The sequence below is a fragment of the Streptomyces sp. NBC_00576 genome, from assembly GCF_036345175.1.
GTDB lineage: Bacteria > Actinomycetota > Actinomycetes > Streptomycetales > Streptomycetaceae > Streptomyces.
This window is the reverse complement of record NZ_CP107780.1, coordinates 4,278,098-4,300,742: the sequence shown is the minus strand read 5'-3', so window position 1 is coordinate 4,300,742 and position 22,645 is coordinate 4,278,098. Positions and strand designations below refer to the sequence as shown.

24 protein-coding genes and 1 tRNA gene are annotated in these 22,645 nt (G+C 69.0%); 10 read left to right on the top strand and 15 right to left on the bottom strand.

Annotated elements, in window-relative coordinates; all coding sequences use genetic code 11:
- The first annotated feature begins 419 nt into the window (after positions 1-419).
- Positions 420-1,034, top strand: a complete 615-nt coding sequence (locus tag OG734_RS18225) for a toll/interleukin-1 receptor domain-containing protein (RefSeq protein WP_330288557.1) — start codon at positions 420-422, stop codon at positions 1,032-1,034.
- Positions 1,004-2,170 carry an outer membrane protein assembly factor BamB family protein gene (locus OG734_RS18220; RefSeq protein WP_330288556.1) on the top strand — a complete coding sequence of 389 codons (1,167 nt, stop codon included), beginning with the start codon at positions 1,004-1,006 and terminating at the stop codon, positions 2,168-2,170. The genes OG734_RS18225 and OG734_RS18220 overlap by 31 nt, the downstream gene beginning before the upstream one ends.
- 81 nt (positions 2,171-2,251) lie before the next feature.
- Here OG734_RS18220 and OG734_RS18215 read toward each other — a convergent pair whose 3' ends face one another.
- Entirely contained in the window at positions 2,252-2,680 is a 429-nt protein-coding gene (locus tag OG734_RS18215; protein ID WP_330288555.1) for a DUF397 domain-containing protein, read from the bottom strand.
- The gene (locus tag OG734_RS18210; RefSeq protein ID WP_330288554.1) at positions 2,625-2,990 is read right to left on the bottom strand and encodes a YybH family protein; all 366 of its coding nucleotides are present in this window, start codon (positions 2,988-2,990) and stop codon (positions 2,625-2,627) included. The genes OG734_RS18215 and OG734_RS18210 overlap by 56 nt, the downstream gene beginning before the upstream one ends.
- Positions 2,991-3,090: 100 nt before the next feature.
- Here OG734_RS18210 and OG734_RS18205 point away from each other — a divergent pair, with 100 nt between their 5' ends.
- Both OG734_RS18205 and OG734_RS18200 read left to right on the top strand, forming a co-directional pair.
- The gene (locus OG734_RS18205) at positions 3,091-4,026 is read left to right on the top strand and encodes a LysR family transcriptional regulator (protein ID WP_330288553.1); all 936 of its coding nucleotides are present in this window, start codon (positions 3,091-3,093) and stop codon (positions 4,024-4,026) included.
- Between the two features lie 125 nt (positions 4,027-4,151).
- Positions 4,152-4,766 (top strand): Uma2 family endonuclease, encoded by a 615-nt coding sequence (locus tag OG734_RS18200; protein ID WP_330288552.1) that lies wholly within the window; start codon positions 4,152-4,154, stop codon positions 4,764-4,766.
- Between the two features lie 3 nt (positions 4,767-4,769).
- Here the strand turns inward: OG734_RS18200 and OG734_RS18195 are convergent, their stop codons facing one another.
- Positions 4,770-5,240 carry a GNAT family N-acetyltransferase gene (locus OG734_RS18195; RefSeq protein WP_330288551.1) on the bottom strand — a complete coding sequence of 157 codons (471 nt, stop codon included), beginning with the start codon at positions 5,238-5,240 and terminating at the stop codon, positions 4,770-4,772.
- A 296-nt stretch (positions 5,241-5,536) separates the two neighbouring features.
- On the opposite strand from OG734_RS18195, the gene OG734_RS18190 reads away from it, so the two are divergent.
- Complete coding sequence (locus OG734_RS18190) at positions 5,537-6,310, top strand: response regulator transcription factor (RefSeq protein WP_330288550.1); 774 nt, start codon at positions 5,537-5,539, stop codon at positions 6,308-6,310.
- 20 nt (positions 6,311-6,330) lie between these two features.
- Here the strand turns inward: OG734_RS18190 and OG734_RS18185 are convergent, their stop codons facing one another.
- Positions 6,331-6,828: a MarR family winged helix-turn-helix transcriptional regulator gene (locus tag OG734_RS18185; protein WP_164318744.1), complete on the bottom strand. Its 498-nt coding sequence runs from the start codon at positions 6,826-6,828 to the stop codon at positions 6,331-6,333.
- 130 nt (positions 6,829-6,958) lie between these two features.
- Between OG734_RS18185 and OG734_RS18180 the strand changes: the two genes are divergently transcribed.
- From OG734_RS18180 to OG734_RS18170, 3 genes are all read left to right on the top strand, one after another.
- Positions 6,959-7,783 carry a trans-aconitate 2-methyltransferase gene (locus tag OG734_RS18180; RefSeq protein WP_330288549.1) on the top strand — a complete coding sequence of 275 codons (825 nt, stop codon included), beginning with the start codon at positions 6,959-6,961 and terminating at the stop codon, positions 7,781-7,783.
- Positions 7,784-7,786: 3 nt separating this feature from the next.
- Entirely contained in the window at positions 7,787-8,182 is a 396-nt protein-coding gene (locus OG734_RS18175) for a VOC family protein (protein ID WP_330288548.1), read from the top strand.
- 102 nt (positions 8,183-8,284) lie between these two features.
- The gene (locus OG734_RS18170) at positions 8,285-8,911 is read left to right on the top strand and encodes a Uma2 family endonuclease (protein WP_330288547.1); all 627 of its coding nucleotides are present in this window, start codon (positions 8,285-8,287) and stop codon (positions 8,909-8,911) included.
- Positions 8,912-8,941: 30 nt separating this feature from the next.
- On the opposite strand, the gene OG734_RS18165 is transcribed toward OG734_RS18170, so the two are convergent.
- Both OG734_RS18165 and OG734_RS18160 read right to left on the bottom strand, forming a co-directional pair.
- Positions 8,942-9,619 carry a TetR/AcrR family transcriptional regulator gene (locus OG734_RS18165; protein ID WP_330288546.1) on the bottom strand — a complete coding sequence of 226 codons (678 nt, stop codon included), beginning with the start codon at positions 9,617-9,619 and terminating at the stop codon, positions 8,942-8,944.
- A complete protein-coding gene (locus tag OG734_RS18160) occupies positions 9,616-10,629 on the bottom strand; it encodes an acyl-CoA desaturase (protein ID WP_330288545.1) in 1,014 nt (337 codons plus the stop codon). Before OG734_RS18160 ends, OG734_RS18165 begins: the two co-directional genes overlap by 4 nt.
- 325 nt (positions 10,630-10,954) lie before the next feature.
- Between OG734_RS18160 and ppc the strand changes: the two genes are divergently transcribed.
- On the top strand, positions 10,955-13,696 hold the full coding sequence (gene ppc / locus OG734_RS18155; RefSeq protein WP_330288544.1) for a phosphoenolpyruvate carboxylase: 2,742 nt from the start codon (positions 10,955-10,957) through the stop codon (positions 13,694-13,696).
- A gap of 89 nt (positions 13,697-13,785) precedes the next feature.
- On the opposite strand, the gene OG734_RS18150 is transcribed toward ppc, so the two are convergent.
- The 8 genes from OG734_RS18150 to OG734_RS18115 all read right to left on the bottom strand — a co-directional run bounded on the left by OG734_RS18150 (position 13,786) and on the right by OG734_RS18115 (position 20,409).
- Positions 13,786-14,517, bottom strand: a complete 732-nt coding sequence (locus OG734_RS18150) for an LPXTG cell wall anchor domain-containing protein (protein ID WP_330288543.1) — start codon at positions 14,515-14,517, stop codon at positions 13,786-13,788.
- Between the two features lie 124 nt (positions 14,518-14,641).
- Positions 14,642-15,160: a hypothetical protein gene (locus tag OG734_RS18145; RefSeq protein WP_443064875.1), complete on the bottom strand. Its 519-nt coding sequence runs from the start codon at positions 15,158-15,160 to the stop codon at positions 14,642-14,644.
- A gap of 132 nt (positions 15,161-15,292) precedes the next feature.
- Positions 15,293-15,895, bottom strand: coding sequence for an aminoacyl-tRNA hydrolase (gene pth, locus OG734_RS18140; protein ID WP_330288541.1), 603 nt, complete (start codon positions 15,893-15,895; stop codon positions 15,293-15,295).
- A 70-nt stretch (positions 15,896-15,965) separates the two neighbouring features.
- Positions 15,966-16,550, bottom strand: a complete 585-nt coding sequence (locus tag OG734_RS18135) for a 50S ribosomal protein L25/general stress protein Ctc (protein WP_330288540.1) — start codon at positions 16,548-16,550, stop codon at positions 15,966-15,968.
- 238 nt (positions 16,551-16,788) lie between these two features.
- Positions 16,789-17,772 carry a ribose-phosphate diphosphokinase gene (locus tag OG734_RS18130; protein ID WP_330288539.1) on the bottom strand — a complete coding sequence of 328 codons (984 nt, stop codon included), beginning with the start codon at positions 17,770-17,772 and terminating at the stop codon, positions 16,789-16,791.
- Between the two features lie 116 nt (positions 17,773-17,888).
- Positions 17,889-19,337 (bottom strand): bifunctional UDP-N-acetylglucosamine diphosphorylase/glucosamine-1-phosphate N-acetyltransferase GlmU, encoded by a 1,449-nt coding sequence (gene glmU, locus OG734_RS18125; RefSeq protein WP_330288538.1) that lies wholly within the window; start codon positions 19,335-19,337, stop codon positions 17,889-17,891.
- A gap of 117 nt (positions 19,338-19,454) precedes the next feature.
- Positions 19,455-19,525: transfer RNA gene (locus OG734_RS18120), tRNA-Gln, on the bottom strand.
- An 11-nt stretch (positions 19,526-19,536) separates the two neighbouring features.
- Positions 19,537-20,409 (bottom strand): terminase gpP N-terminus-related DNA-binding protein, encoded by an 873-nt coding sequence (locus tag OG734_RS18115; protein WP_330288537.1) that lies wholly within the window; start codon positions 20,407-20,409, stop codon positions 19,537-19,539.
- A 178-nt stretch (positions 20,410-20,587) separates the two neighbouring features.
- Between OG734_RS18115 and OG734_RS18110 the strand changes: the two genes are divergently transcribed.
- Positions 20,588-21,925, top strand: a complete 1,338-nt coding sequence (locus OG734_RS18110) for a sensor histidine kinase (protein ID WP_330288536.1) — start codon at positions 20,588-20,590, stop codon at positions 21,923-21,925.
- Between the two features lie 149 nt (positions 21,926-22,074).
- Here the strand turns inward: OG734_RS18110 and OG734_RS18105 are convergent, their stop codons facing one another.
- Positions 22,075-22,608: an SUKH-3 domain-containing protein gene (locus OG734_RS18105; protein WP_330293704.1), complete on the bottom strand. Its 534-nt coding sequence runs from the start codon at positions 22,606-22,608 to the stop codon at positions 22,075-22,077.
- Between the last annotated feature and the right edge of the window lie 37 nt (positions 22,609-22,645).

Here is a 22,645-nt window from a genome sequence, read left to right as displayed (position 1 = left end):
TGGCGACACGCATCGTGTGCGTGGTCCGGACCCGGGAGGCCAGTTCCCTCACGACTTGGCCAGGTGGGTACGGCCAGAGGCGACGGGGAGGCCCTGAACCATCCTCTGGTGGAGCAGGGGCCCCGCACGCTGACGCCGTACCCGGTGTCCCAGGTCGCACGATCACGCTAACCCGAACGGCCCAGGGCACCGCAAGCCTGCAAGCGGAGGATCACACGATCGAGCTAAATCGGCCTTGTGTGCACTCCTTGGTGAGCAGCTCGAACCCCCTGCGTGCTCTTCGCACTGGCGACACTGTTTGCCGTGGGCGTGTGCGCCATGACCGGCGCGGGTCACAACTCCCTGACGGCGGTCCACGAACTGGTCCGGTGTTCGAAAAGCGCAAGCCATGGCGTGCCCCCGTGGCGCACCATGAGCTCATGCGCACCCGACTTTCGTACCAGCAACGGGACGAGCGACCGGCTTCCACTCTGGCGGCCGCGCTGAGGCGTGTCGGGGCCGACCTCGTACTCGACGCGTGGACGACGGCCCCGGACGACTCCCCTGCGTCCCGCAGTATGGCGAACCCCTCCGCCGATACGGACGACGCCGTCGTCCTCCTGTGGTCGGCCGCCGCCGGAACCGCGTGGGGCGGGGCCCTGGCGGAATCCGGCCTGCCGAGCGGGCTCACCGGCACCGGCGAGGCCCGCCTCGTGCCCGTCCGCCTCGACGACACGCCGCTGCCGCCCTCCCTGGGCAGCCTGCGCCACGTACGCCTGGCGGGGGGCACGTACCGTATGACGGACGCGACGGCGGCCATGATCGTGAACATCGGTTCAACCGCCGTGCCAGCGCCGGCCGTTCGGGGCAACATCTCCGAACACGTCCTTGCCATCAGCGACTTCGGCCGCCTGGGCCTTTTCGCGGCCTGTCCGCAGTGCGGCGTGAGCAGTGACCGGCTGAGCCCGTACACGACCGTCGAGCACATCAGCGACCGGGCCCTGCACCTGGTCATCTGCGACGTGTGCGACTGGCAGGACGCCTGCGACATCTGACTCCGCTGCACCGGAAGACCTCTGACGAACCGAAAGCACGCGACACGGGGGGCATAGTGCCAAAGCGCAACCGGTGCCGACGGGGAAACGTGCGCCCACGCGAGGGGATCCAGCTCCGCACCCCGGGCCCACTGGCCGCAACCGGGCGAACCGGAACCGTGCGATGGCGGGTGCACGTCGGAAGCGCGGTGTACTCGGCGCCGTACGTCACCGACGGGACCGTCTATGTCACCGGCCGGGGCCTGTGGGTCGTGGACGCGGCCGACGGATCCGTCCGGTGGACCAACGCCGACGCCGGAGGCATGGGTTCTCCCACCGTGGCCGGGGACACCGTCTATGCCGCTGGCCGGGGCGAGTTGTTCGCCCTCGACGCCGCCGACGGCCGGCCCCGCTGGCGCAGGCGGATGTGGTGGAGCTCCCACAGCCAGCCCCTCGTCGCCAACGGGCTGGTCCACTACGTCAACGCCGGCCGGCACCTGCGGACCGTGGACGCGGCGACCGGGCGCCGCCGCTGGAGGGCGAAGTACCAGCGCAGGAGCGGGGAGATGGAGTCGGCGCCCGTGCTCGCCGACGGCATCCTCTACGCGGCCGCCAAGGACGGGATCGTCTGGGCGTTCGACCCGGCCACCGGCAAGGTTCGCTGGAAAGAGCCCATCTACGATCTGTCCCCTGCCACGCCACTGGTGCAGGACAGCACCCTGTACGTGGGAGGACGGAGCCCGTCCGTACGGGCGCTGGACGCCGCCACCGGTGCACCCCGCTGGCACATGATGGTCAGTTCCCGCGGCAGCATCTGGAACACACCCGCGATCTTCGGCAACACCCTGTACGTAGGCTGCCGGGACGGCCGGCTGTGGGCGCTGAACGCCACCACCGGCGCCATCAGGTGGCACGTCACCACGGACGGCCCCGTCGGCTCCTCCCCCGTGGTGGCGGACGGCACGGTGTACTTCGGCAGCGACGACGGCCACCTGTGGGCGGTCAGCGCGGAGAACGGCCGTTTGCGGTGGAAGGTGAAGACGGGCGGGCCGGTGGAGTCCCCGGTCGTGACGAACGGCGTGGTCTACGTCGGCAGCAGGGACGGATACCTGTACGCGATAGAGGCGAGCCCGGCCCCAGGTAGACCGTTGCCGTAGAAGCATGGATACCGCCGCAGAAAGGAGCGGCAGGTTGCACGCGAAGCGGACCGCCGCCGACGGGGACACCGTCAGGTCAGATCAGGATCTTCCCGGAACACTCCGGGGCCCTGCCTTCACCCCGCCGACGAACGCGGCGAAGGCGGCTGGGCTCACGGTGAGCGCCCCTCGTGCGTGCGCCTTGGGGTCACGTACGCCCACCCACCATGGTGCGTGGGCGACCTCGACGCACTCGTTGCCCTCGCCGCCGCTGCAGCTGCTCTTGAACCATGTCGAAGCCGCCGTTTCCACGGCGGGAGTTGCTATGTCAGTCTTGTGGACAAGTTCCTGGCGTGTTCCGGAGATCAGCCGTGTCGAGGCCGTACTGTCAGCGGCTTGCGAACGAAGGTAGTCGAAGGTCAACTTATAGGCGCCCACGTCCTCCGCGTCATCGAGATACAGCTTGAGTGGCTGGTCAGCCGGTAGGGGGGACGAACTCCGGCTGGTCGAGCAGGCGCAGCCAGCTTCCATCGGGCTGGCGGCGGACGACCTGTGCGCGGGCGCCGGTGCCGTCCTTCGGTGGGGTCGAGGTGAGGGCGATGTCCCCGCTGACCAGCGTCGGCAGCGGCTGCTCCGGTTCGAAGCGGGGACGGTTGGCCAGCACCTTCTCCCACAGCGCGCGGATCGCCTCTCGGCCCACCGTCCGGTCGCCGGGCGGGTAGGCCAGCACCGCGTCCTCTTCGTAGAGCGCGGCGACTCCGGCCGCGTCACCGGCGTTGGACCGTTCGACGAACAGGCGGGTGATGTCCTCGGGCCGCATCGCTTTCTCGTACTCCGGCACGGTTACCTCCTGGGGTGGGACTTCACTACGTTTCCCAGCCTGGCCACCTATCACCCAGAAGTCCAACAGATGGTTCTTCTGGAAACTAGAATCACCAGTCATGGAACTGAGGCAGCTGGAGTACTTCGTCGCGGTCGCCGAAGAGCAGAACTTCACCCGGGCCGCAGAGCGGGTACACATCAGCCAGTCCGGCGTCAGTGCCCAGATCCGCCGGCTGGAGAGTGAACTCGGCGCCGAGCTCTTCGACCGGTCGGCCCGCACCGCCACCCTCACCGCGGCGGGAAAGGCCGCGCTCGGGCCCGCCCGCGACGCCCTCGCCGCAGCGGAGGCGATAGGGCAGGCGGTGGGGGAGGTGACCGACCTGATCCGGGGCCGGCTCACGGTCGGGATGGTCATCGGCTGCACGATCACTCCGCTGTTCGACGCCCTCGCCGCGTTTCACCGGGCGCATCCCGGCGTCGAGATCTCACTGCTGGAGGACAACTCCGACCGGCTCGTCGAGGGGGTGCGCGCCGGCGTCCTCGACCTGGCTCTCATCGGTACGGCGACCGCCACCCCCGACGGGCTGGACGCGCTGACAATCATCAGCGAGCGGCTCGTCGCGGCGGTTCCGGCCGAGCACCCTCTGGCGGAGGAACGCCGGGTCACTCTGCGCGACCTGGCCGCTTACCCCCTCGTGTGCATGCCACCCGGCACCGGCCTGCGCACGGTATTCGACCGGGCCTGCGCCGCGCAGAGCCTCCAGCCCGAGATCGCGCTGCAGGCCAGCTCCGCCGATGCCATCGCCGACCTCGCCGCTCGCGGGCTCGGCGTCGCCGTCCTCAGCGACTCGATGGCCGCGAACCACCGCGACCGCCTCACCGCCCGGACCATCGATGACGTCGAGACACCAGCACTGCTCGCCCTGATCTGGAAGAGCAAGCCCGGCCCCGCCCTGCGTGAGCTGCTCGTGCACAGCCGACAGGCATTCACCGAGCCCGACGGCCACCCAGATGGCCAGGGTGGACCCATGGGGCCACCACCGGGATCCGACTGAGCTCCGGTTGGACCGGCCGCGAAAAGGTGGTTCCCGATCACCACGTCACCCTTTGTGATGACGGCTCCGGATTCCGCCCGTTACCGTGAGGGGTCAGGCCGAGAATTCCGTCCATGGGAGGAATCATGACCGCCGAGCCCGTCGCCGAGCCGACCGCTGAGCCCGGCTGCCGCTGGCCGGTGCCGCCCCAGGACGGGTACACCGTGGACGACCTGTTCACGCTGCCCGACCTCCCGCCGCACACCGAGCTGATCGACGGGAGCCTGGTTTTTGTGAGTCCGCAGCGGCGTTTCCACGCCAAGATGATCGAGTTGCTGATGAACGGCCTGCGCCGGACTCTCCCCGACGATCTGAGTGTCGAGCGTGAGATGACCGTGGTGCTGGACCGCCGAAACGGCCCTGAACCCGACCTCTCCGTCGTCCGTGCGGCCGCCATCACCGGTTTGGAACAGACCCGGTTCCAGGCCGAGGACGTCCTGCTCGCCATCGAGGTGGTCTCCCCCGACTCCGAGGCCCGCGACCGTGACGCCAAGCCCCGCAAGTACGCGGCCGCAGGCATCCCGTACTTCTGGCTCGTCGAGATGGCCGACCCCAACCAGCACCCGGTCGTCCGTGCCTACGAGATCGACCCTGTGAACAAGACGTACGCCCTCACAGGCATTCACCACGACCACCTCAAGCTCACTGCGCCCTACGACATCGACATCGACGTCACACTGGACGCGCTCAAGAAGGTCTGACCGTCAGCCAGGTGCGACGGTGGACAACCGCTTCGTCAGCGTGTACTCCGTGACCCCCGGCGGGTAATCCGGGATCACGCACACCACCTCGTACCCCTGTTTCTGGTAGAACTCCGGTGCCTGGAAGTCCCACGTCTCCAGGCGTACGTTGCCGCACGCGCGCTCCTCGTGTGCCGTGCGCTCCGCTTCCGCGAGGAGGCGGGAGCCCAGGCCGCTGCCTCGGTGTGGGGTGTCGACCCAGAGGTACGTCACGTGCAGCCAGGTCGTCCAGGTGTGGCCGACCAGGCCGCCCACCAGGCTTCCGACCTCGTCCAATGCCCATACGTGGAGCGGGAGTTCGCGCTCAGCGGGGGTGCCGCGCAGGGCGGCCAGGACAGGTGATGCCGCCGTGTTCGTGTCGCGCAACCGCGACCGGAGCAGAGCGAGCGATTCCTTGTCGACTTCTGTCTCAATACGAAACATGCGGCACACCATAAACGCCCAGGCCAATCAGTTCTGCGAATTACCTTCCGCTCCTGCCTCCCGGCCGTACCCTGATGAACAGCACCGGTGGGGGCCGGTGCTGATCAGGGGGCGAGACAGTCGGGTACGACGCCCGGAGTGGGGGTAGCAGTCATCGCACGGCGGCGGCCGTGCGTCAGTGACTGCGGCAGCCCCGTCCCAGGCCAGAACAACAGCCGGGGACTGCTCCGGGCGTCGTGTCCGCACGGGTTGTCCCCCCGACGATTGGGTGTCCCCAGCTCTTGATGAGCTCGGGGAAGGGGGTTTCAGTGGTTCGTATCCGAGTCCTGGTCGTCGACGACCATCGCATCTTCGCCGAGTCTCTCGCCGCCGCACTGGCCGCGGAGCCGGACGTCGACGTCTCCGCCGCCGGCAGCGGTCCCGCCGCGCTGCGCAGTCTGGAGCGCGCGGTCGCCGAGGGCCGCCGGTTCGACGTCCTGCTCGTCGACTCCGACCTGGGCGGCAATGTGCCCGGGGTGCGGTCGGCGGTGCCCGTGCAGGAGGGCAATGAGGAAGGGCTGGTCGACGGCATCTCGCTGGTCGCGGGCGTCCGTACGGGACATCCGCACGTACGGACGGTGGTCCTCGCCGAGAAGGACGACCCCCGTAGGGCCGCGCTGGCTCTGCAGGCGGGCGCCTCCGGTTGGGTCGCCAAGGACTGCTCGCTGTCCCGGCTGCTGACCGTCATCCGGGGCGTGCTGCGGGACGAGACGCATCTGCCGCCCGCCCTGCTCACCGGTGTGCTGCGAGAGCTGACCGCCGCCCGCAAGCACCGCACCGAGAGCGAGCGGCTCGTCGAGTCGCTGACGCCCAGGGAGCGGGAAGTCCTGCGCTGCATGGTCGCCGGGCTGGGACGCAAGGCCGTCGCCGAACGGCTGTTCCTCTCCCCGCACACCGTGCGCACACACATGCAGAACGTGCTGGGCAAGCTCGGCGTCCACTCCACACTCGCCGCCGTCGCACTGGCCCGGCGGGCCGGAGTCGGCCCCGTCGACCTGGGACACGGCGGACGGATCGGCGTGGAGGAGAGCAGCAGCGCCTGATCGGTCCCCGTACTCCGGTGTCAGCCGGGGATGTTGTCGAACGGCGCCGTCAACTGGCGTAGCAGCCCGGCCAGTTCGCCCCGCTGGGCGCGCGACAGCTCCGCCAGGATCGCGCGCTCCTGGTCCAGCAGGCCCGCGAGTGCCTGATCCGCCCGGTCCTGGCCCTCCGGTGTGAGCCGGACCAGTACCCCTCGCCGGTCGCTGGGATCGGGGAGGCGCTCCACCAGGCCCTTCTTCGTCAGCCGGTCGATACGGTTCGTCATCGTGCCGGAGGTGACCAGTGTCTGGGTGAGGAGTTGCCCGGGGGAGAGCTGATACGGGTTTCCGGCGCGCCGCAGTGCGGTCAGGACGTCGAACTCCCAGGGCTCCAGGGCGTGCTCGGCGAACGCCAGCCTGCGCGCACGGTCCAGGTGCCGGGCAAGCCTGCTGACCCGGCTGAGCACTTCGAGTGGTTCCACGTCGAGGTCCGGGCGCTCCCGGCGCCACGCAGCGACCAGCCGATCGACCTCGTCCTCCATGGCGATCAGTGTAGTGGTTGTGTCGATGTGAAGTCTCTTGACGTCAAGTCTCTTGACATCGAGAGACCTTCTCCGTCAGGGTGGAGCCATAGACGGTGATCGTCCCCCTCACTCACGGGAGAGCCCCCCCATGCCTGCCCCCACCCCCACCTGGGACCCCGCCCAGTACCTCCGCCACGCCGACCACCGCGCCCGCCCCTTCGGCGACCTGCTCGCCCGAGTCCCAGACCTCCCCGGGGCCCCGGCCCGCATCGCCGACCTCGGCTGCGGCCCCGGCAACGTCACCGCCGTACTCGCCGACCGCTGGCCCACCGCGCACATCACCGGGTACGACAACTCCGCGCCGATGCTGGAACAGGCGGCCCGGTACGTGGGACCCACGGCCGGTGGCGGACGCCTCGACTTCGCCCACGCGGACGCCTCGGCCTGGGCGCCCGCGGAGTCCGGCGAGACGTACGACCTGATCGTCTCCAACGCCACCCTCCACTGGGTCGAGGGACACCTCGACGCGTTCCCGGCCTGGCTGGACGCCGTCGTGCCCGGCGGGACCTTCGCCTTCCAGGTGCCGAACAACCTCGACGCGCCCCTGCACGCCCTGATGCGCGAACTGGGCACCGGCGCCCGCTGGAAGAGCCGCCTCGGCGAGGTACTGCGCCGCGACGACTCCGTCCACGAACCCCTCGTCTACCTCGACCGGCTCGCCCGGCTCGGCTGCGAGGCGGACGTGTGGGAGACGACGTACCTGCACGTTCTGCAGGGTGAGGACCCGGTGCTGGACTGGGTCAAGGGGACGGGACTGCGCCCCGTCCTCACCGCCCTGGCGGACGACCCGGAGGCCCGGGACGCGTTCGTCACCGAGTACCGGGATCTCCTGCGCGCGGTGTACCCGACGGAGGCATACGGCACGGTGCTGCCGTTCCAACGGCTGTTCGCGGTGGCGCGGAAGGCGGGCTGAGCTGTGATCGCCGCCGTTGATCATGTGCAGCTGGCCGCGCCGGCCGGGGCGGAGGATGCCCTGCGGGCGTACTACGTCGGCATCCTCGGCATGACCGAGATCCCGAAGCCGCCGACCCTGGCCGCGCGGGGCGGATGCTGGTTCCAGGCGGGGCCGGTACAACTGCATCTCGGGGTGGAGGAGACCCCCGCCGGAGGCGGAAAATGTTGCTGCCGGGCGGCCAGGAAGGCCCACCCGGGCCTGCGGGTCGTCGACATCGAGGCGTACGCCGAACTGCTCGCCGCCCGTGGAGCGACGATCACCTGGGACGCGGACCTGCCGGGGCACAGGCGCTTCTTCTCCTACGATCCGGTGGGCAACCGACTGGAGTTCCTGGAACGCGATCACCCGTTCGGATGATCAGGCGAGAAGGGGCCGCACCAGGCGTTTCGCCTCCGTAGCGTTCGGGTGTCGCTTGTGCCGCAGTGGCGCCCGCGCCCACACTGAAGGAGGAGGTGCTTCATGATGACCGCTCTCGCACACGAGGTGATCCCGGTGACGGACGACAAGCCGGTCTCCGAACTCGACGAGATCCTGTGGCAGACCTGGAAGGCCTTGGATCTCCCCGAGGGCTACCGCGCCGAGATCATCGAGGGAGCCATCGAGGTGTCGCCCACCGGTCGCCGTCGTCATACGGTGCTCATCAACCGTCTTCGACGGGCGCTGGACGCCCATCTGGCGGGCACTGACCATGCTCCGTACCAGGATGGCAATGTCATCTTTCGCCGCAAGTCCTGGATCCCCGACATCTTCGTCGCCCCTGAGGACCTTGACGAGATCCCCGACGAAGAGGACCTGGGCGTCGATGCCGCTGGGGTCCCCATGGTCATCGAGGTCGTCTCGCCGGGCCGACGCAACATCGAGCGCGACAGGGTCCGAAAGCGCCGTGAGTATGCCCGCGCGGGCATCGCCGTCTATGTGATCATCGATGACTTCGACGCGGAGGGTGTCGTACTCGTCCTCACCGCGCCGAACCCCAAGAAGGCCACGTACGAGGACGAGCATCGAGTCCCCTACGGCGCGGACGCCGTCATTCCGAGCGGTCCCGCCAAGGGGTTTGCCATCGACGACGCGATCACCCGGGCCTGAACCCGCCTCCCCCGGAACCCCGAGGGGGACTCAAGCCTTCCGCCGCCCGATCAGGCGCGGCTTCGCCTCCAGCCCGTCCAGGCCGTGCCACGCCAGATTCACCAGATGTGCCGCCACCTCGGCCTTCTTCGGGCGGCGTACGTCCAGCCACCACTGGCCGGTCAGCGCGACCATGCCGACCAGGGCCTGGGCGTACAGCGGGGCCAGCTTGGGGTCGAAGCCGCGGCGTTTGAACTCGCGGCCCAGGATGTCCTCCACCTGGGTGGCGATGTCCGAGATCAGGGACGCGAAGGAACCCGTCGACTGCGGGATGGGGGAGTCGCGGACCAGGATGCGGAAGCCGTCCGTGTACTCCTCGATGTAGTCGAGGAGCGCGAAGGCGGCCTGCTCGCACAGTTCGCGCGGATGCCCTGCCGTCAACGAGCTCGTCACCATGTCCAGCAGGCGCCGCATCTCGCGGTCCACGACCACCGCGTACAGGCCCTCCTTGCCGCCGAAGTGCTCGTAGACCACCGGCTTGGAGACGCCGGCCTTGGCCGCGATCTCCTCCACCGACGTCGCCTCGAAGCCCTTCGTGGCGAACAGCGTGCGGCCGATCTCCAGCAACTGGGCCCGGCGCTCGGCACCCGTCATCCGGGTACGGCGGGGGCGCCGCGGTTTCTCATTGCTCGGAGTGCTGCTGGAGTCGGTCACCACACTGTCAATCATGCCGCCTTCGCGGGCTCCTTCCGGCGCCGGGAGCCGTCCTGATCGGTGTTACGGCGGGAATCGATACGCGAGCGTGACGGCCAGCGCACGTCATAGGCCCATCCGAGCTTCTCGAACCAGCGGATCAGCCGCGCCGAGGAGTCGACCTGCCCGCGCATCACGCCGTGCCGCGCCGACGTCGGGTCGGCATGGTGCAGGTTGTGCCAGGACTCGCCGCAGGAGAGGACGGCCAGCCACCAGACGTTCCCCGAGCGGTCCCGTGACTTGAACGGGCGCTTGCCCACCGCGTGGCAGATCGAGTTGATCGACCAGGTGACGTGATGGAGCAGGCAGACGCGGACCAGCGAGCCCCAGAAGAAGCCCGTGAAAGCGCCCCACCAGGACATCGTCACCAGGCCGCCGATCAGCGCGGGCAGCGCCAGCGACAGCATCGCCCACCAGATGAACTGACGGGAGATCGCCCGGATGTCCGGGTCCTTGATCAGGTCGGGCGCGTACTTGTCCTGCGGAGTCTGCTCTTCGTCGAACATCCACTCGATGTGCGCCCACCACAGGCCCCGCAGCAGCGCCGGGACCGTCTCACCGAACCGCCACGGCGAGTGCGGGTCGCCCTCCGCGTCCGAGAACTTGTGGTGCTTGCGATGGTCGGCCACCCAGCGCACCAGTGGGCCCTCCACTGCCATCGAACCGGCGATCGCGAGCGCGATCCGCAGCGGCCGTTTGGCCTTGAAGGCGCCGTGCGTGAAGTAGCGGTGGAAGCCGATGGTGATGCCGTGGCAGCCCAGGTAGTAGAAGAAGACGAGCAGGCCGAGGTCCAGCCAGCTCACCCCCCAGCCCCACGCCAGCGGCACCGCCGCCAGGACCGCGAGGAACGGAACGGTGATGAAGAGGAGAAGCGTGATCTGTTCGATCGAGCGCTTCTGTTCGCCACCCAGCGTGGCCGAGGGCAGTGAGGAGTCGTCGGGCGTCTTCCCAGCGTCTTCGATCGCGTCGGAAGGTGTCGTGGTCATGCGCATCCCCTGGGGGGTGGTGGGTCTAGGCAGATGCCGGGGTACGGAATCCGAGGTCGCCTTCGGATTCAGGCTCCCTACGGTTGCGTAACCTACGGCGTCGTAAGTATGTCAGCGCGTCGCCCGGCGGCAAGAGCCCAAAATTCTGCGCGTGCCCCCCGACACCTATCCTTGAGTCGGTCGGACAGCGCGGTCCGCTCTCGTTTCTTCCCGGATGCCCCGCCCCTATATGCCGCCCGGCACCGGGTTCCGGCGCGGCCTGCCCGCCCGGACACCGGCCGGGTACCCCATCCGCCGAGCCTCCACACTGCAAGGAGCCGCACCTGTGAGCAGTGCCGACGACCATGGCCAGGCCACCACTACGACCAGCAGCGAACTGCGCGCCGACATTCGGCGCCTGGGTGACCTCCTCGGGGAGACCCTCGTCCGCCAGGAGGGCCCTGAGCTGCTGGAACTCGTGGAGAAGGTCCGCCATCTGACCCGCGAGGACGGCGAGGCCGCCGCCGAACTGCTGCGCGGCACCGAGCTGGAGACCGCCGCCAAGCTCGTCCGCGCCTTCTCCACCTACTTCCACCTCGCCAACGTCACCGAGCAGGTCCACCGAGGCCGCGAACTGCGCGCCAAGCGCGCCGCCGAGGGCGGCCTCCTCGCCCGTACGGCCGACCGCCTCAAGGACGCCGACCCCGACCACCTGCGCGCCACGGTCAAGAACCTCAACGTTCGCCCGGTCTTCACGGCCCACCCCACGGAAGCCGCCAGGCGCTCGGTCCTGAACAAGCTGCGCCGGATCGCCGCCCTGCTGGAGACCCCCGTCATCGAGGCGGACCGGCGCCGCTACGACACCCGTCTGGCCGAGAACATCGACCTCGTCTGGCAGACGGACGAACTGCGCGTCGTGCGCCCCGAACCGGCGGACGAGGCCCGCAACGCCATCTACTACCTCGACGAACTGCACGCCGGAGCGGTCGGCGACGTACTCGAGGACCTCACCGCCGAACTGGAGCGCGTCGGCGTCAAGCTTCCCGACGACACCCGGCCCCTCACCTTCGGCACCTGGATCGGCGGCGACCGCGACGGCAACCCCAATGTGACCCCGCAGGTCACCTGGGACGTCCTCATCCTCCAGCACGAGCACGGCATCAACGACGCCCTGGAACTGATCGACGAGCTGCGCGGCTTCCTCTCCAACTCCATCCGCTACACGGGCGCCACCGAGGAGCTCCTGGAGTCCCTCCGCGCCGACATCGAACTCCTGCCCGAGATCAGTCCCCGCTACAAGCGCCTCAACGCCGAGGAGCCCTACCGGCTCAAGGCCACCTGCATCCGCCAGAAGCTCGAAAACACCAAGCAGCGCCTGGCCAAGGGCACCCCGCACGCCCCCGGCCGCGACTACCTCGGCACCGGCCAGCTCCTCGCCGACCTCACCCTCATCCAGACCTCTCTGCGCGAACACCGAGGCAGCCTCTTCGCCGACGGCCGCCTGGACCGGACGATCCGCACCCTCGCCGCCTTCGGCCTCCAGCTCGCCACCATGGACGTACGGGAACACGCCGACGCCCACCACCACACCCTCGGCCAGCTCTTCGACCGCCTCGGCGAGGAGTCCTGGCGGTACGAGGACATGCCCCGCGAGTACCGCAACAAGCTCCTCGCGAAGGAACTCCGCTCGCGCAGGCCGCTCGCCCCGACCCCGGCGCCGCTCGACGCGGCCGGCGCCAAGACGCTCGGTGTGTTCGAGACCGTCAAGAAGGCCCTCGCCGTCTTCGGACCCGAGGTCATCGAGTCGTACATCATCTCGATGTGCCAGGGCTCCGACGACGTCTTCGCCGCCGCCGTACTCGCCCGCGAGGCCGGGCTCATCGACCTGCACGGCGGCTGGGCCAAGATCGGCATCGTGCCGCTCCTGGAGACCACCGACGAGCTCAAGGCCGCCGACACGATCCTGGAGGACATGCTCTCCGACCCGTCCTACCGGCGCCTCGTCGCGCTGCGTGGAGACGTCCAGGAGGTCATGCTCGGGTACTCGGACTCCTCCAAGTTCGGCGGCATCACCACCTCGCAGTGGGAGATCCACCGCGCCCAGCGCCGCCTGCGCGACGTGGCCCACCGCTACGGCGTCCGGCTGCGGCTGTTCCACGGCCGTGGCGGCACCGTCGGCCGGGGTGGCGGCCCCTCCCACGACGCGATCCTCGCGCAGCCCTGGGGCACCCTGGAGGGCGAGATCAAGGTGACCGAGCAGGGCGAGGTGATCTCCGACAAGTACCTGGTCCCCTCGCTCGCCCGCGAGAACCTCGAACTGACGGTCGCCGCCACCCTGCAGGCCTCCGCCCTGCACACCTCCCCCCGCCAGTCCGACGAGTCCCTCGCCCGCTGGGACGCGGCCATGGACCTCGTCTCCGACGCGGCCCACGACGCCTACCGCCGCCTCGTCGAGGATCCCGACCTGCCGTCGTACTTCTTCGCCGCCACCCCGGTGGACCAGCTCGCCGACCTGCACCTGGGCTCACGCCCGTCCCGCCGCCCCGACTCCGGCGCCGGCCTCGACGGCCTGCGCGCCATCCCGTGGGTGTTCGGCTGGACCCAGTCACGGCAGATCGTGCCGGGGTGGTTCGGTGTCGGCTCCGGCCTGAAGGCTCTGCGTGACGCCGGCCTCGACACCGTCCTCGACGAGATGCACGGGCAGTGGCACTTCTTCCGCAACTTCGTCTCCAACGTCGAGATGACCCTCGCGAAGACCGACCTGCGCATCGCCCAGCACTACGTCGACACCCTCGTCCCCGACGACCTCAAGCACGTCTTCGACACCATCCGCGCCGAACACGAACTGACGGTCCGCGAAGTCCTCCGCATCACCGGCGAGGACAAGCTCCTCGACGCCAACCCGGTCCTCCAGCAGACCTTCACCGTCCGCGACGCCTACCTGGACCCGATCTCCTACCTCCAGGTCACCCTGCTCAAGCGCCAGCGCGACGCCGCGGCAGCGGGCGCCGACCCCGACCCGCTCCTCGCCCGCGCCCTGCTCCTCACGGTCAACGGAGTGGCGGCGGGGCTGCGCAACACCGGCTGACGCGTGGCAATGCCCCCCGTGCGCCTGTGCGGCGGCACGGGGGGCATTGTCATGTCGTACGAACACCCGTACGTATGTGCGTACGTACGTCAGTTGCCGGCTGCCCTCCGGCGGCGCAGCATCAGGTAGCCACCGGTGCCGACGAGCGCGAGCGCGGCGGCGGACAGCAGGCCCGCCGGGGCGCTGCTGCCGGTCTCCGCGAGATCACCCGTGCCGCCGCCCTGAGCGGAAGGGGACGCGGACGGGTCCGCCGTCGTGCCGGAACCGGCCTCGGACGCACTCGGGGAGGCCGTTGCCCCGTCCGGATCCGTCGACGAAGCAGACGGTGAAGGAGACGACGAAGACGACGAGGAGGAGGGTGAGGAGGACGGTGTCGCGCCGCCCCCGTCGGTGCCGCCGGAGTCCGTGCAATCCGTCCAGAACACCTTGTGCTTGGCGGCGCCGTTCTCGCCCTCGAAGTTCCAGAACAGCTTGTAGTGCCCGTCGGGCAGCGACAGGTCATCCGTACGGCCATGGCCCTCGGCATCCAGCGTGATCTCGCCGGACTTCACGGTCGTGCCCTTGACCGCAGCGGTCGGGGCCCACGACTCGATGTGCCAGTCGACCTCCTGCACGGCGTCGAAGCCGAAGGCGTCGAGGTAGAAGGTGCAGACGTGGGGCTCGTTCTGGTGGAGCTCCTCGCCGGTGGTGGCGTCGTGGATCTTGACGGTGCCGTTGTCACCAGAAACTGTGGCAAAGGGGAGAGCGTGGGCAGCCGGGGCGAGGAACAGCGCGGCCGAGACGCCGGCGGTCAGCGCGCCGGCGCGGATGAGTGTGCGCATGGGGCAGTCCATCTTCGAGAGTCGAGCGTGGAAGATGTGGAGGGGGCGGCTCAGCATCGTGCCCCGCCTGACCTGCGGTCAATCACGAACAGAGAACGTACAGATTCTCCACAGTCGAATCCGCTCAGAGGGCCATGAAAGCCGCCGTCACCAGTGCGATTCCCGAACCGGCCAGCGCCCAGCCGGTCCGGGTCAGCCCCAGCCCGCCCGCCACCACGACCGACGCGAGCAGCAGCGCGCCGCCCAGCGGCACCCAGGCGTACAGGAAACCGGCCGGCCCCGACCGCACCACATCACGGCTGCCGGGCTTCACGACCACGGTGTACGTCTCGCCCTCGCTGACTCCGACCGACTGGTCCAGCACGACCCGGCCCCGCGCCTTCGACCCCACCGACACCGGCCGGTACGACCCGGTACAGACGTCGTCCTCGCACTCCGACACCGTCATCGTGCCCTGCTCGCGCCCCTTGCTGAGCACCACGTGCTGGGCCGTCCCCCAGGACGCCCACACACCCGCGATCAGGATCAGCGCGGCGACCGTACCCATCACCGCGAACCGCCCGAAACGCCCAAGACCCCCGAGCCGCGGGGTGGCGGGGGCGGACTTGCGCCGGTGGGCGGTGGCTGGCATGGCCGGGATCATTGGCCATGGTCGGGCGATCGGTCAACTCCTGCCCGGCAAAGTCGGGAGTTGTACGCACGTATCGCCGGGCGCCCGCCCGCCCCGGAGGTTCACAGCAAATTCTCGGCAACCTTCGAGAAGCCTCGGGAATTGTCAGGAGTTGTACGTGCTCTGCGCCCGCTCCAGGCCCTCGATCACCAGGGACTCCACCGCGTCCGTTGCACGGTCCACGAAGTAGTCCAGCTCCTTGCGCTCCGCCGACGCGAAGTCCTTCAGCACGAAATCCGCCACCTGCATACGGCCCGGAGGGCGCCCGATCCCGAACCGCACCCGGTGGTAGTCCGCGGTCATCGCCTTCGTCATCGACTTCAGACCGTTGTGGCCGTTGTCCCCGCCGCCCAGCTTCAGCCGCAGGACCCCGTAGTCGATGTCCAGTTCGTCATGGACCGCCACGACATGGTCGAGGGGCACCTTGTAGAACTCGCGCAGCGCGTTCACCGGGCCGCCCGACAGGTTCATGTACGACATCGGCTTCGCCAGGATCACCCGACGGCTGCCCGGTCCCGGCGGGCCGATGCGCCCCTCGACGACCTGCGCCTGCGCCTTCCCGGCCCGCTTGAACTTCCCGCCGATCCGTCCCGCCAGCAGGTCGGCCACCATGAACCCCACGTTGTGCCGGTTCATCGCGTACTCCGGCCCGGGATTGCCGAGCCCCACAACCAGCCAGGGGGCGCCCGCGTCGGTCGTCACGTCCATCTCTCCTTGATACGCGTCGGCCGCCGCCCCTGGTGGGAACGGCGGCCGACGGACTGAGACTCCGGGGAAATCAGGCCTCGGTGGTCGCGGACTCGCCCTCGGCGGGCGCTTCCTCGGCCTGCGCGGACAGGACCTGGAGGACGACCGCGTCCTCGTCGATCGCCAGCGTGGTGCCCTCGGGCAGCGGGATGTCCTTGGCGAGGATGGAGGCACCGGCCTCCAGGCCTGCGATGGACACGGTGACGGACTCGGGGATGTGCGTGGCCTCGGCCTCGACGGTCAGCGTGCTCAGCACGTGCTCGAGCAGGTAGGCGCCGGGGGCCAGCTCACCCTCGGTCTGGACGTAGACCTCGACGTTGACCTTCTCGCCGCTGCGGACCAGCAGCAGGTCGACGTGCTTGAGGAAGCCCTTGAGCGCGTCGCGCTGCACGGCCTTCGGGATCGCCAGCTGGGTCTTGCCCTCGATGTCCAGGGTGAGCAGGACGTTCGGGGTACGCAGGGCGAGCTGGAGCTCGTGGCCCGGCAGCGTGACGTGGACCGGGTCGGCACCGTGGCCGTACACAACGGCGGGAACCTTGCTGTCACGGCGGATACGGCGGGCGGCACCCTTGCCGAACTCGTTGCGGGTCTCGGCGGCGAGCTTTACCTCGGACATTTTCACTCCTCGTACGGGTGAGAGACGGACAGGTCACCCGGCCACGAACGGCCTGCTACGAAGAGCGCGTCGATAACGGATCACCGGCCCCGTGAATGACACGGGTACGGCCTCCCTCGCCGAGCAACTCGCACAGACTACTCGGCGGAGGAGGCCGTAGAAAAATCGATCATGCAGAAGCGATCCAGCAGATCCCGGTAAGCCAGTGAGCGGGAGAGCCGGTCGTAGGCCTGGGGGCCTACTGCTCGTCGAACAGGCTCGTCACCGAACCGTCCTCGAACACCTCACGCACCGCACTCGCGATCGTCGGCGCGATCGACAGCACCTTGATCTTGTCCAGGTCGGCGCTCAGCTCACCCGGCGTCGGCAGCGTGTTCGTGAACACGAACTCACTCACCCGCGAGTTCTTCAGACGGTCGGCGGCAGGGCCGGACAGCACACCGTGGGTGGCCGTGACGATGACATCCTCGGCGCCGTGCGCGAACAGCGCGTCCGCCGCCGCCACGATCGTCCCACCGGTGTCGATCATGTCGTCGACGAGAACGCACACGCGACCCTTGACCTCACCCACGACCTCGTGGACGGTCACCTGGTTCGCCACGTCCTTGTCGCGCCGCTTGTGCACGATCGCCAGCGGCGCACCCAGCCGGTCGCACCAGCGGTCGGCCACCCGCACGCGGCCCGCGTCCGGCGAGACGACCGTCAGCTTGCCCTTGTCCACCTTGGCGCCCACGTAGTCCGCGAGCAGCGGCAGCGCGAAGAGATGATCGACCGGGCCGTCGAAGAAGCCCTGGATCTGGTCCGTGTGCAGATCCACGGTGAGAAGGCGGTCCGCGCCCGCCGTCGCCATCAGATCCGCGACCAGACGCGCCGAGATCGGTTCACGCCCACGGTGCTTCTTGTCCTGCCGCGCGTAACCGTAGAACGGCACGATCACGGTGATGGAACGAGCCGACGCGCGCTTCAGCGCGTCGATCATGATCAACTGTTCCATGATCCACTGGTTGATCGGAGCCGTGTGGCTCTGGATCACGAAGCAGTCCGCGCCACGCGCCGACTCCTCGTAACGAACGTAGATCTCACCGTTCGCGAAGTCGAAGGCCTTCGTCGGGACAACCCCGACCCCCAACTGCTGGGCGACCTCCTCGGCAAGCTCGGGGTGGGCGCGGCCGGAGAAGAACATCATCTTCTTCTTCTCGCCGGTCGTCTTGGTCCCGGTCACAGCACTGTCTCCTCGGAGGTGTCTCAGCCGTGATCAGCCCTGAGAGGCCTGCTCAGCTGGGGGTGTGCGGGTGTGCATCTATCACGGTAGCCCGAGTCGGACCGGACTGTTTCCGGTCAGCTTTCGTTGCCCGGCTCCCGGGAAGCCGCCTCGGCAGCCTTCGCTGGTGCACTCCCGGGACGCTTACGAGTCACCCAGCCCTCGATATTCCGCTGCTGGCCTCGGGCCACGGCCAGTGAACCGGGCGGCACGTCCTTCGTGATCACCGAGCCGGCTGCGGTGTACGCACCATCTCCGACCGTGACAGGCGCCACAAACATGTTGTCCGCCCCCGTCTTGCAGTGCGACCCGACAGTGGTGTGATGCTTGGCCTCGCCGTCGTAGTTCACGAACACACTGGCGGCACCGATGTTGGTGTACTCACCGATGGTCGCGTCTCCGACGTACGACAGATGCGGCACCTTGGTTCCGTCACCGATCGACGAGTTCTTCGTCTCGACGTACGTACCGATCTTGGACTTGACGCCCAGACGTGTACCCGGCCGCAGATAGGCGTACGGCCCCACGGTCGTCTGCGCCCCCACCACGGCGCCGTCGGCCACGGTGTTGTCCAGCCGCGCTCCCGCCCCCACCCGGGTGTCCTTCAGCCGGGAATTGGGCCCGACCTCGGCGCCCTCCTCGAGATGCGTGGAGCCCTGGAGCAGGGTGTTCGGGTGGACGATCGAGTCCTGCTCGAAGGTGACCGTCACATCGACCCACGTGCTGGCCGGATCGATCACACTCACCCCGGCGAGCATGGCCTCGGTCAGCAGCCGGTCGTTCAGGATCCGACGCGCCTCGGCCAGCTGCACCCGGTTGTTGATCCCGGCGATCTCCCGGTGATCGGCGGCCACGCAGGCCCCGACGCGGTGCCCGGCCTCACGCAGGATCCCGAGTACGTCGGTGAGGTACTCCTCGCCCTGGCTGTTGTCCGTCCGCACCTTCCCCAGCGCGTCCGCGAGCAACTGCCCGTCGAAGGCGAAGACACCGGAGTTGATCTCACGGATCGCCCGCTGCGAGTCGGTCGCGTCCTTGTGCTCCACGATCGCCGTCACGGCGCCCGATGCCCCGTCCCGCACGATCCGCCCGTACCCGGTCGCGTCCGGCACCTCGGCGGTCAGCACGGTCACGGCGTTGCCGTCGGAGGAGTGGGTCGCGGCGAGCGTGCGGAGGGTTGCCCCGGTGAGCAGCGGGGTGTCGCCACAGACGACCACCACGGTTCCGTCGACGGTTCCGCCGAGCTCTTCGAGTCCCATGCGTACGGCGTGACCGGTGCCGTTCTGCTGCGCCTGGAAGGCGGTACGGACACCGGTGTCGGCCTCCGTCAGATGGGCGGTGACCTTCTCACGGGCGTGCCCCACGACGACGACCAGGTTCTCGGGGTCCAACTCGCGTGCGGCGGCGAGCACATGACCCACCAGGGAACGGCCGCAGAGTTCGTGCAGGACCTTGGGTGTGGCCGACTTCATACGGGTGCCCTCACCCGCTGCGAGTACGACTACGGCGGCGGGGCGATTGGCGCTCACGGGTGGTGCCCTTCGGCTGCGGAGGGGGCGGGGCGGACATCCGCAGGATACCGGGGCGTTTCGTGGGGGACATGAGAGTGGGCCCTGACTGAGTTGTCAGGGCCCACACTGGTCGGGCTCCCGGGGAAGGAATCGAACCCTCATTCAACGGACCAAAACCGTTTGTCCTGCCGTTAGACGACCCGGGATAGCTCGCCCTTTAAGTCCGATTCTTGGAATCGAGCTCAGTTGCGGCCCCTACTATGCCGTACCACCAGCCTTCGATGCGACGGTACAGCTCAGAGCTTTGTCGCACGGTGAGTGCAAGGCAGCCGCGGTAGTCGGCGCCCGTATTCTTGCGCACCGTCTTTGGGTTGTGTCGCTTCAGGACCGTCTTGCCGAACGTGCTGCGGTCAACCTGGACCAGGTCTGACCAGTACTTCTCGGCCGCTTCTACATCGGCCGACTCGTGGATCATCAAGTGGTACCTGATGAGTTCCCGTTCGACTTCGAGGAGGTTGAGCCAGGCCAGGAAGAGGCTGATCACGTTGGGATCGCTGTTGACGAAGGTGACTCGCTCACGCCGGTCGTAGGACTTGTCCTTCGAGCCCTCGGCCCAGTAGAGGGCGACGCCTGCGACGAACAGTTCACGGTCGGACAGTTCGCCGATTGCGGTAGCCGCGGTTTGCTTGGTCTTCTGTCGCTCCTCCTCCCGTTTCTGCATCGTTGTCTCCCAGCCTCGCTTCGCGATCGCCGAGGCCTCCTCCGTGGTCCGCTTCCGTTCCGGCTTCGGCAGGTCCCGTACCCACGACGAGATCGAGCCCTTCGAGCACCCCAGCTCCACCTGGATCCGGTCGTACGTCCAGCCCTGGAGTCGGAGTTCCCTGGCCTGGTGCCTCAGGTCGTCCTTGGCGTTCGGGCGCTTCGTCCAGTCCGGAGGTGGCTCGCCCTCCAGGAGGCGGTTGAGGATGTCGTTGTTGTCGACGTGGAGCCGGTCGCGGATCTGACGTCGGCTGAGGCCTTCCCGTCGCAACGCAACCGCCCGCTCCCGCAACCCCTCGAAGTCCGCGTACTTGCCGCATGAATGTTCCATGGGCAAACCCTCGGGGCGGAATCATCCCTTCCGGGGTCGAACGCCGCGCGATTCAGCAGTTCGAGGGATTCTGGTGGGTTTCGCTTCTGTTCGATTGTGGTCCTGGCTGTCGAAGTGGTGTAGGCCAGCCGTCGAAACTCGCCGGAAAAGCGGGGGGTGGCGCCCGTAGGCTGGACGCATGACCACTACGGGGGAAGACCACACCGCGGCCCTGACCGGGCCGTGGTGGTGGGCTAGGTGGCGTAGCGCGGTGCTTGACGCGGGCCTCGCGCTGCTGTCCGCCGGGGAGTGCGCGACGGAGGGAATCCGCTTCGCCAGGGACGCGGGGATTCCGTTGTCCGCAGGGATCGTGTTCGGGCTTGTTGCCGGGTCCGTGCTGTTGCTGCGTCGACGGTGGCCGATTTCCGTCGTGCTTGTTTCCATCGCTGTCGCGCCGGCCCAGATGGGCTATCTGATGGGCATCGTCGGGCTCTACACGCTCGCCGCCTCCGAGCTGCCCCGGCGGATCATCGGGGCGCTCGCGGGGATGGCGATGGTGGGAACGCTGATCGTGACGTTCGTACGGTGGTCCCATCCGGGCGTGGCGGACGGGGGGTTGAAGATCGGGGACTGGTTGGTCCCTGTTGTCGCCATCACCACGTCGCTCGGGGTTACCGCGCCGCCGCTGCTTCTCGGGCTGTATGTGGGGGCGCGGCGGCGGCTGATGGAGAGTCTCAGGGAACGCGCCGACAGTCTGGAGCGGGAGCTTCAGCTGCTGGCGGAGCGGGCCGAGGAGCGGGCGGAGTGGGCGCGGAACGAGGAGCGGACGCGTATCGCCCGCGAGATGCACGACGTCGTGGCGCACCGGGTGAGTCTGATGGTGGTGCATGCCGCGGCTCTGCAGGCGGTCGCTCGGAAGGATCCCGAGAAGGCTGTGCGGAACGCCGCCCTTGTGGGGGACATGGGGCGCCAGGCGTTGACCGAGCTGCGGGAGATGCTCGGGGTGCTTCGGTCCGGGGAGGGGCTGGAACGGCGGGTGCACGGTGTGCCGTTGGCGGCGGTGGGGGTGGCCGCGGCCGTGGCCGCCTCCCGTGCTGCCGAGAGCGAGAGCGAGAGCGAGAGCGAGAGCGAGGGGGTGGGGGACGGGCCCTGTCTGTCCGAGTTGGAGGAGCTGATCGGACAGTCGGCGGCCGCGGGGATGGTCGTGGATCTGTCGGTGGAGGGGGACGCGCGGCTGTACGGCGCGGAGGTGGAGCAGACCGCGTACCGGGTGGTGCAGGAGGCGTTGACGAACGTCCACAAGCACGCGGCGGGCGCGAAGACGCACATACGGCTGGCTCATCGGGGTGATGAGGTCGCGATGCAGGTGGAGAACGAGCCGCCGCCCGAGCCCGCTTCGGGTTCCGAGGTGCGGTTTCCGTCGGGCGGCAACGGTCTGCTCGGGATGAAGGAGCGGGTCGCCGCGCTGGGCGGTGTCTTCGTGTCCGGGCCGACGGAGGCCGGGGGGTTTCGGGTGTCGGCGGTCATCCCGGCGTGAGCGCTCCGCTGGTTGTGCGGTTCTTTCACTGCGGGCCCGGTGGGGGCTGGTCGCGCCCGCGGCGGAGCCGCAGATCGACACAGCCCCGCGCCCCTTTCGGGCCCTTTCGGGGCGCGGTTGCGCATCTGACTCGGCCCGCGAGGGGTGGCTCAGGGGGCTGTCAGGCGTATCGGTTCCAGGCCGGTGACCAGGGTGGCGAGGGCCTGGTCGATGTCCGGGCCGAGGTACCAGTCGCCGGTGTGGTCGAGGGCGTAGACGCGGCCCGCGGTGTCGATGGCGAGGAGGGACTGGGTCTCGGGTTCCTCGCCGAGGGGGCAGACCTCGGTGTCGAGGGCGCGGCCGAGGTCGGCGAGGGTGCGGGCCAGGTGGAGGCCGTGCAGGGGGTCGAAATGCAGGGCGGTGGGGGCGACCTGGCGGCCGGGGCCGGGGGGTGCGATGTGCAGGCCGCCGAACTCCGCCCAGGCTTCCACGGCGGCGGGGAAGACCGCGTGGCGGTGTCCGGCGGGGGAGACGTGGCCGCGCAGGGCGTCGGCCCAGATCTCGGCCTGCTTTATGTCCCAGCGGCCGGGCTGCCAGCCGGCGGCGCGCAGCGCGGCGTCGACGGCTACGGGGAAGCGGGATGGGGGTCCCCCCGGCCCGAGCGGAGCCGAGGGATTGGGGGAGGAGGTGCGGTCGGTGTGCATCTGCCCTTCGATCGTCGAGGTCATGGACCTGCGCGGT

Bases quoted from the DNA above. Each gene is read 5' to 3' on its own strand.
- OG734_RS18115 (WP_330288537.1), bottom strand. From the start codon at position 20,409: ATGGAACATTCATGCGGCAAGTACGCGGACTTCGAGGGGTTGCGGGAG.
- OG734_RS18105 (WP_330293704.1), bottom strand. From the start codon at position 22,608: ATGCACACCGACCGCACCTCCTCCCCCAATCCCTCGGCTCCGCTCGGG.
- OG734_RS18215 (WP_330288555.1), bottom strand. From the start codon at position 2,680: ATGGAAGCTGGCTGCGCCTGCTCGACCAGCCGGAGTTCGTCCCCCCTA.
- OG734_RS18180 (WP_330288549.1), top strand. From the start codon at position 6,959: ATGCCTGCCCCCACCCCCACCTGGGACCCCGCCCAGTACCTCCGCCAC.
- OG734_RS18185 (WP_164318744.1), bottom strand. From the start codon at position 6,828: ATGGAGGACGAGGTCGATCGGCTGGTCGCTGCGTGGCGCCGGGAGCGC.
- OG734_RS18170 (WP_330288547.1), top strand. From the start codon at position 8,285: ATGATGACCGCTCTCGCACACGAGGTGATCCCGGTGACGGACGACAAG.
- OG734_RS18195 (WP_330288551.1), bottom strand. From the start codon at position 5,240: ATGGTGTGCCGCATGTTTCGTATTGAGACAGAAGTCGACAAGGAATCG.
- OG734_RS18165 (WP_330288546.1), bottom strand. From the start codon at position 9,619: ATGATTGACAGTGTGGTGACCGACTCCAGCAGCACTCCGAGCAATGAG.
- OG734_RS18225 (WP_330288557.1), top strand. From the start codon at position 420: ATGCGCACCCGACTTTCGTACCAGCAACGGGACGAGCGACCGGCTTCC.
- OG734_RS18160 (WP_330288545.1), bottom strand. From the start codon at position 10,629: ATGACCACGACACCTTCCGACGCGATCGAAGACGCTGGGAAGACGCCC.
- OG734_RS18150 (WP_330288543.1), bottom strand. From the start codon at position 14,517: ATGCGCACACTCATCCGCGCCGGCGCGCTGACCGCCGGCGTCTCGGCC.
- OG734_RS18205 (WP_330288553.1), top strand. From the start codon at position 3,091: ATGGAACTGAGGCAGCTGGAGTACTTCGTCGCGGTCGCCGAAGAGCAG.
- OG734_RS18145 (WP_443064875.1), bottom strand. From the start codon at position 15,160: ATGATCCCGGCCATGCCAGCCACCGCCCACCGGCGCAAGTCCGCCCCC.
- OG734_RS18200 (WP_330288552.1), top strand. From the start codon at position 4,152: ATGACCGCCGAGCCCGTCGCCGAGCCGACCGCTGAGCCCGGCTGCCGC.
- OG734_RS18110 (WP_330288536.1), top strand. From the start codon at position 20,588: ATGACCACTACGGGGGAAGACCACACCGCGGCCCTGACCGGGCCGTGG.
- pth (WP_330288541.1), bottom strand. From the start codon at position 15,895: ATGGACGTGACGACCGACGCGGGCGCCCCCTGGCTGGTTGTGGGGCTC.
- OG734_RS18135 (WP_330288540.1), bottom strand. From the start codon at position 16,550: ATGTCCGAGGTAAAGCTCGCCGCCGAGACCCGCAACGAGTTCGGCAAG.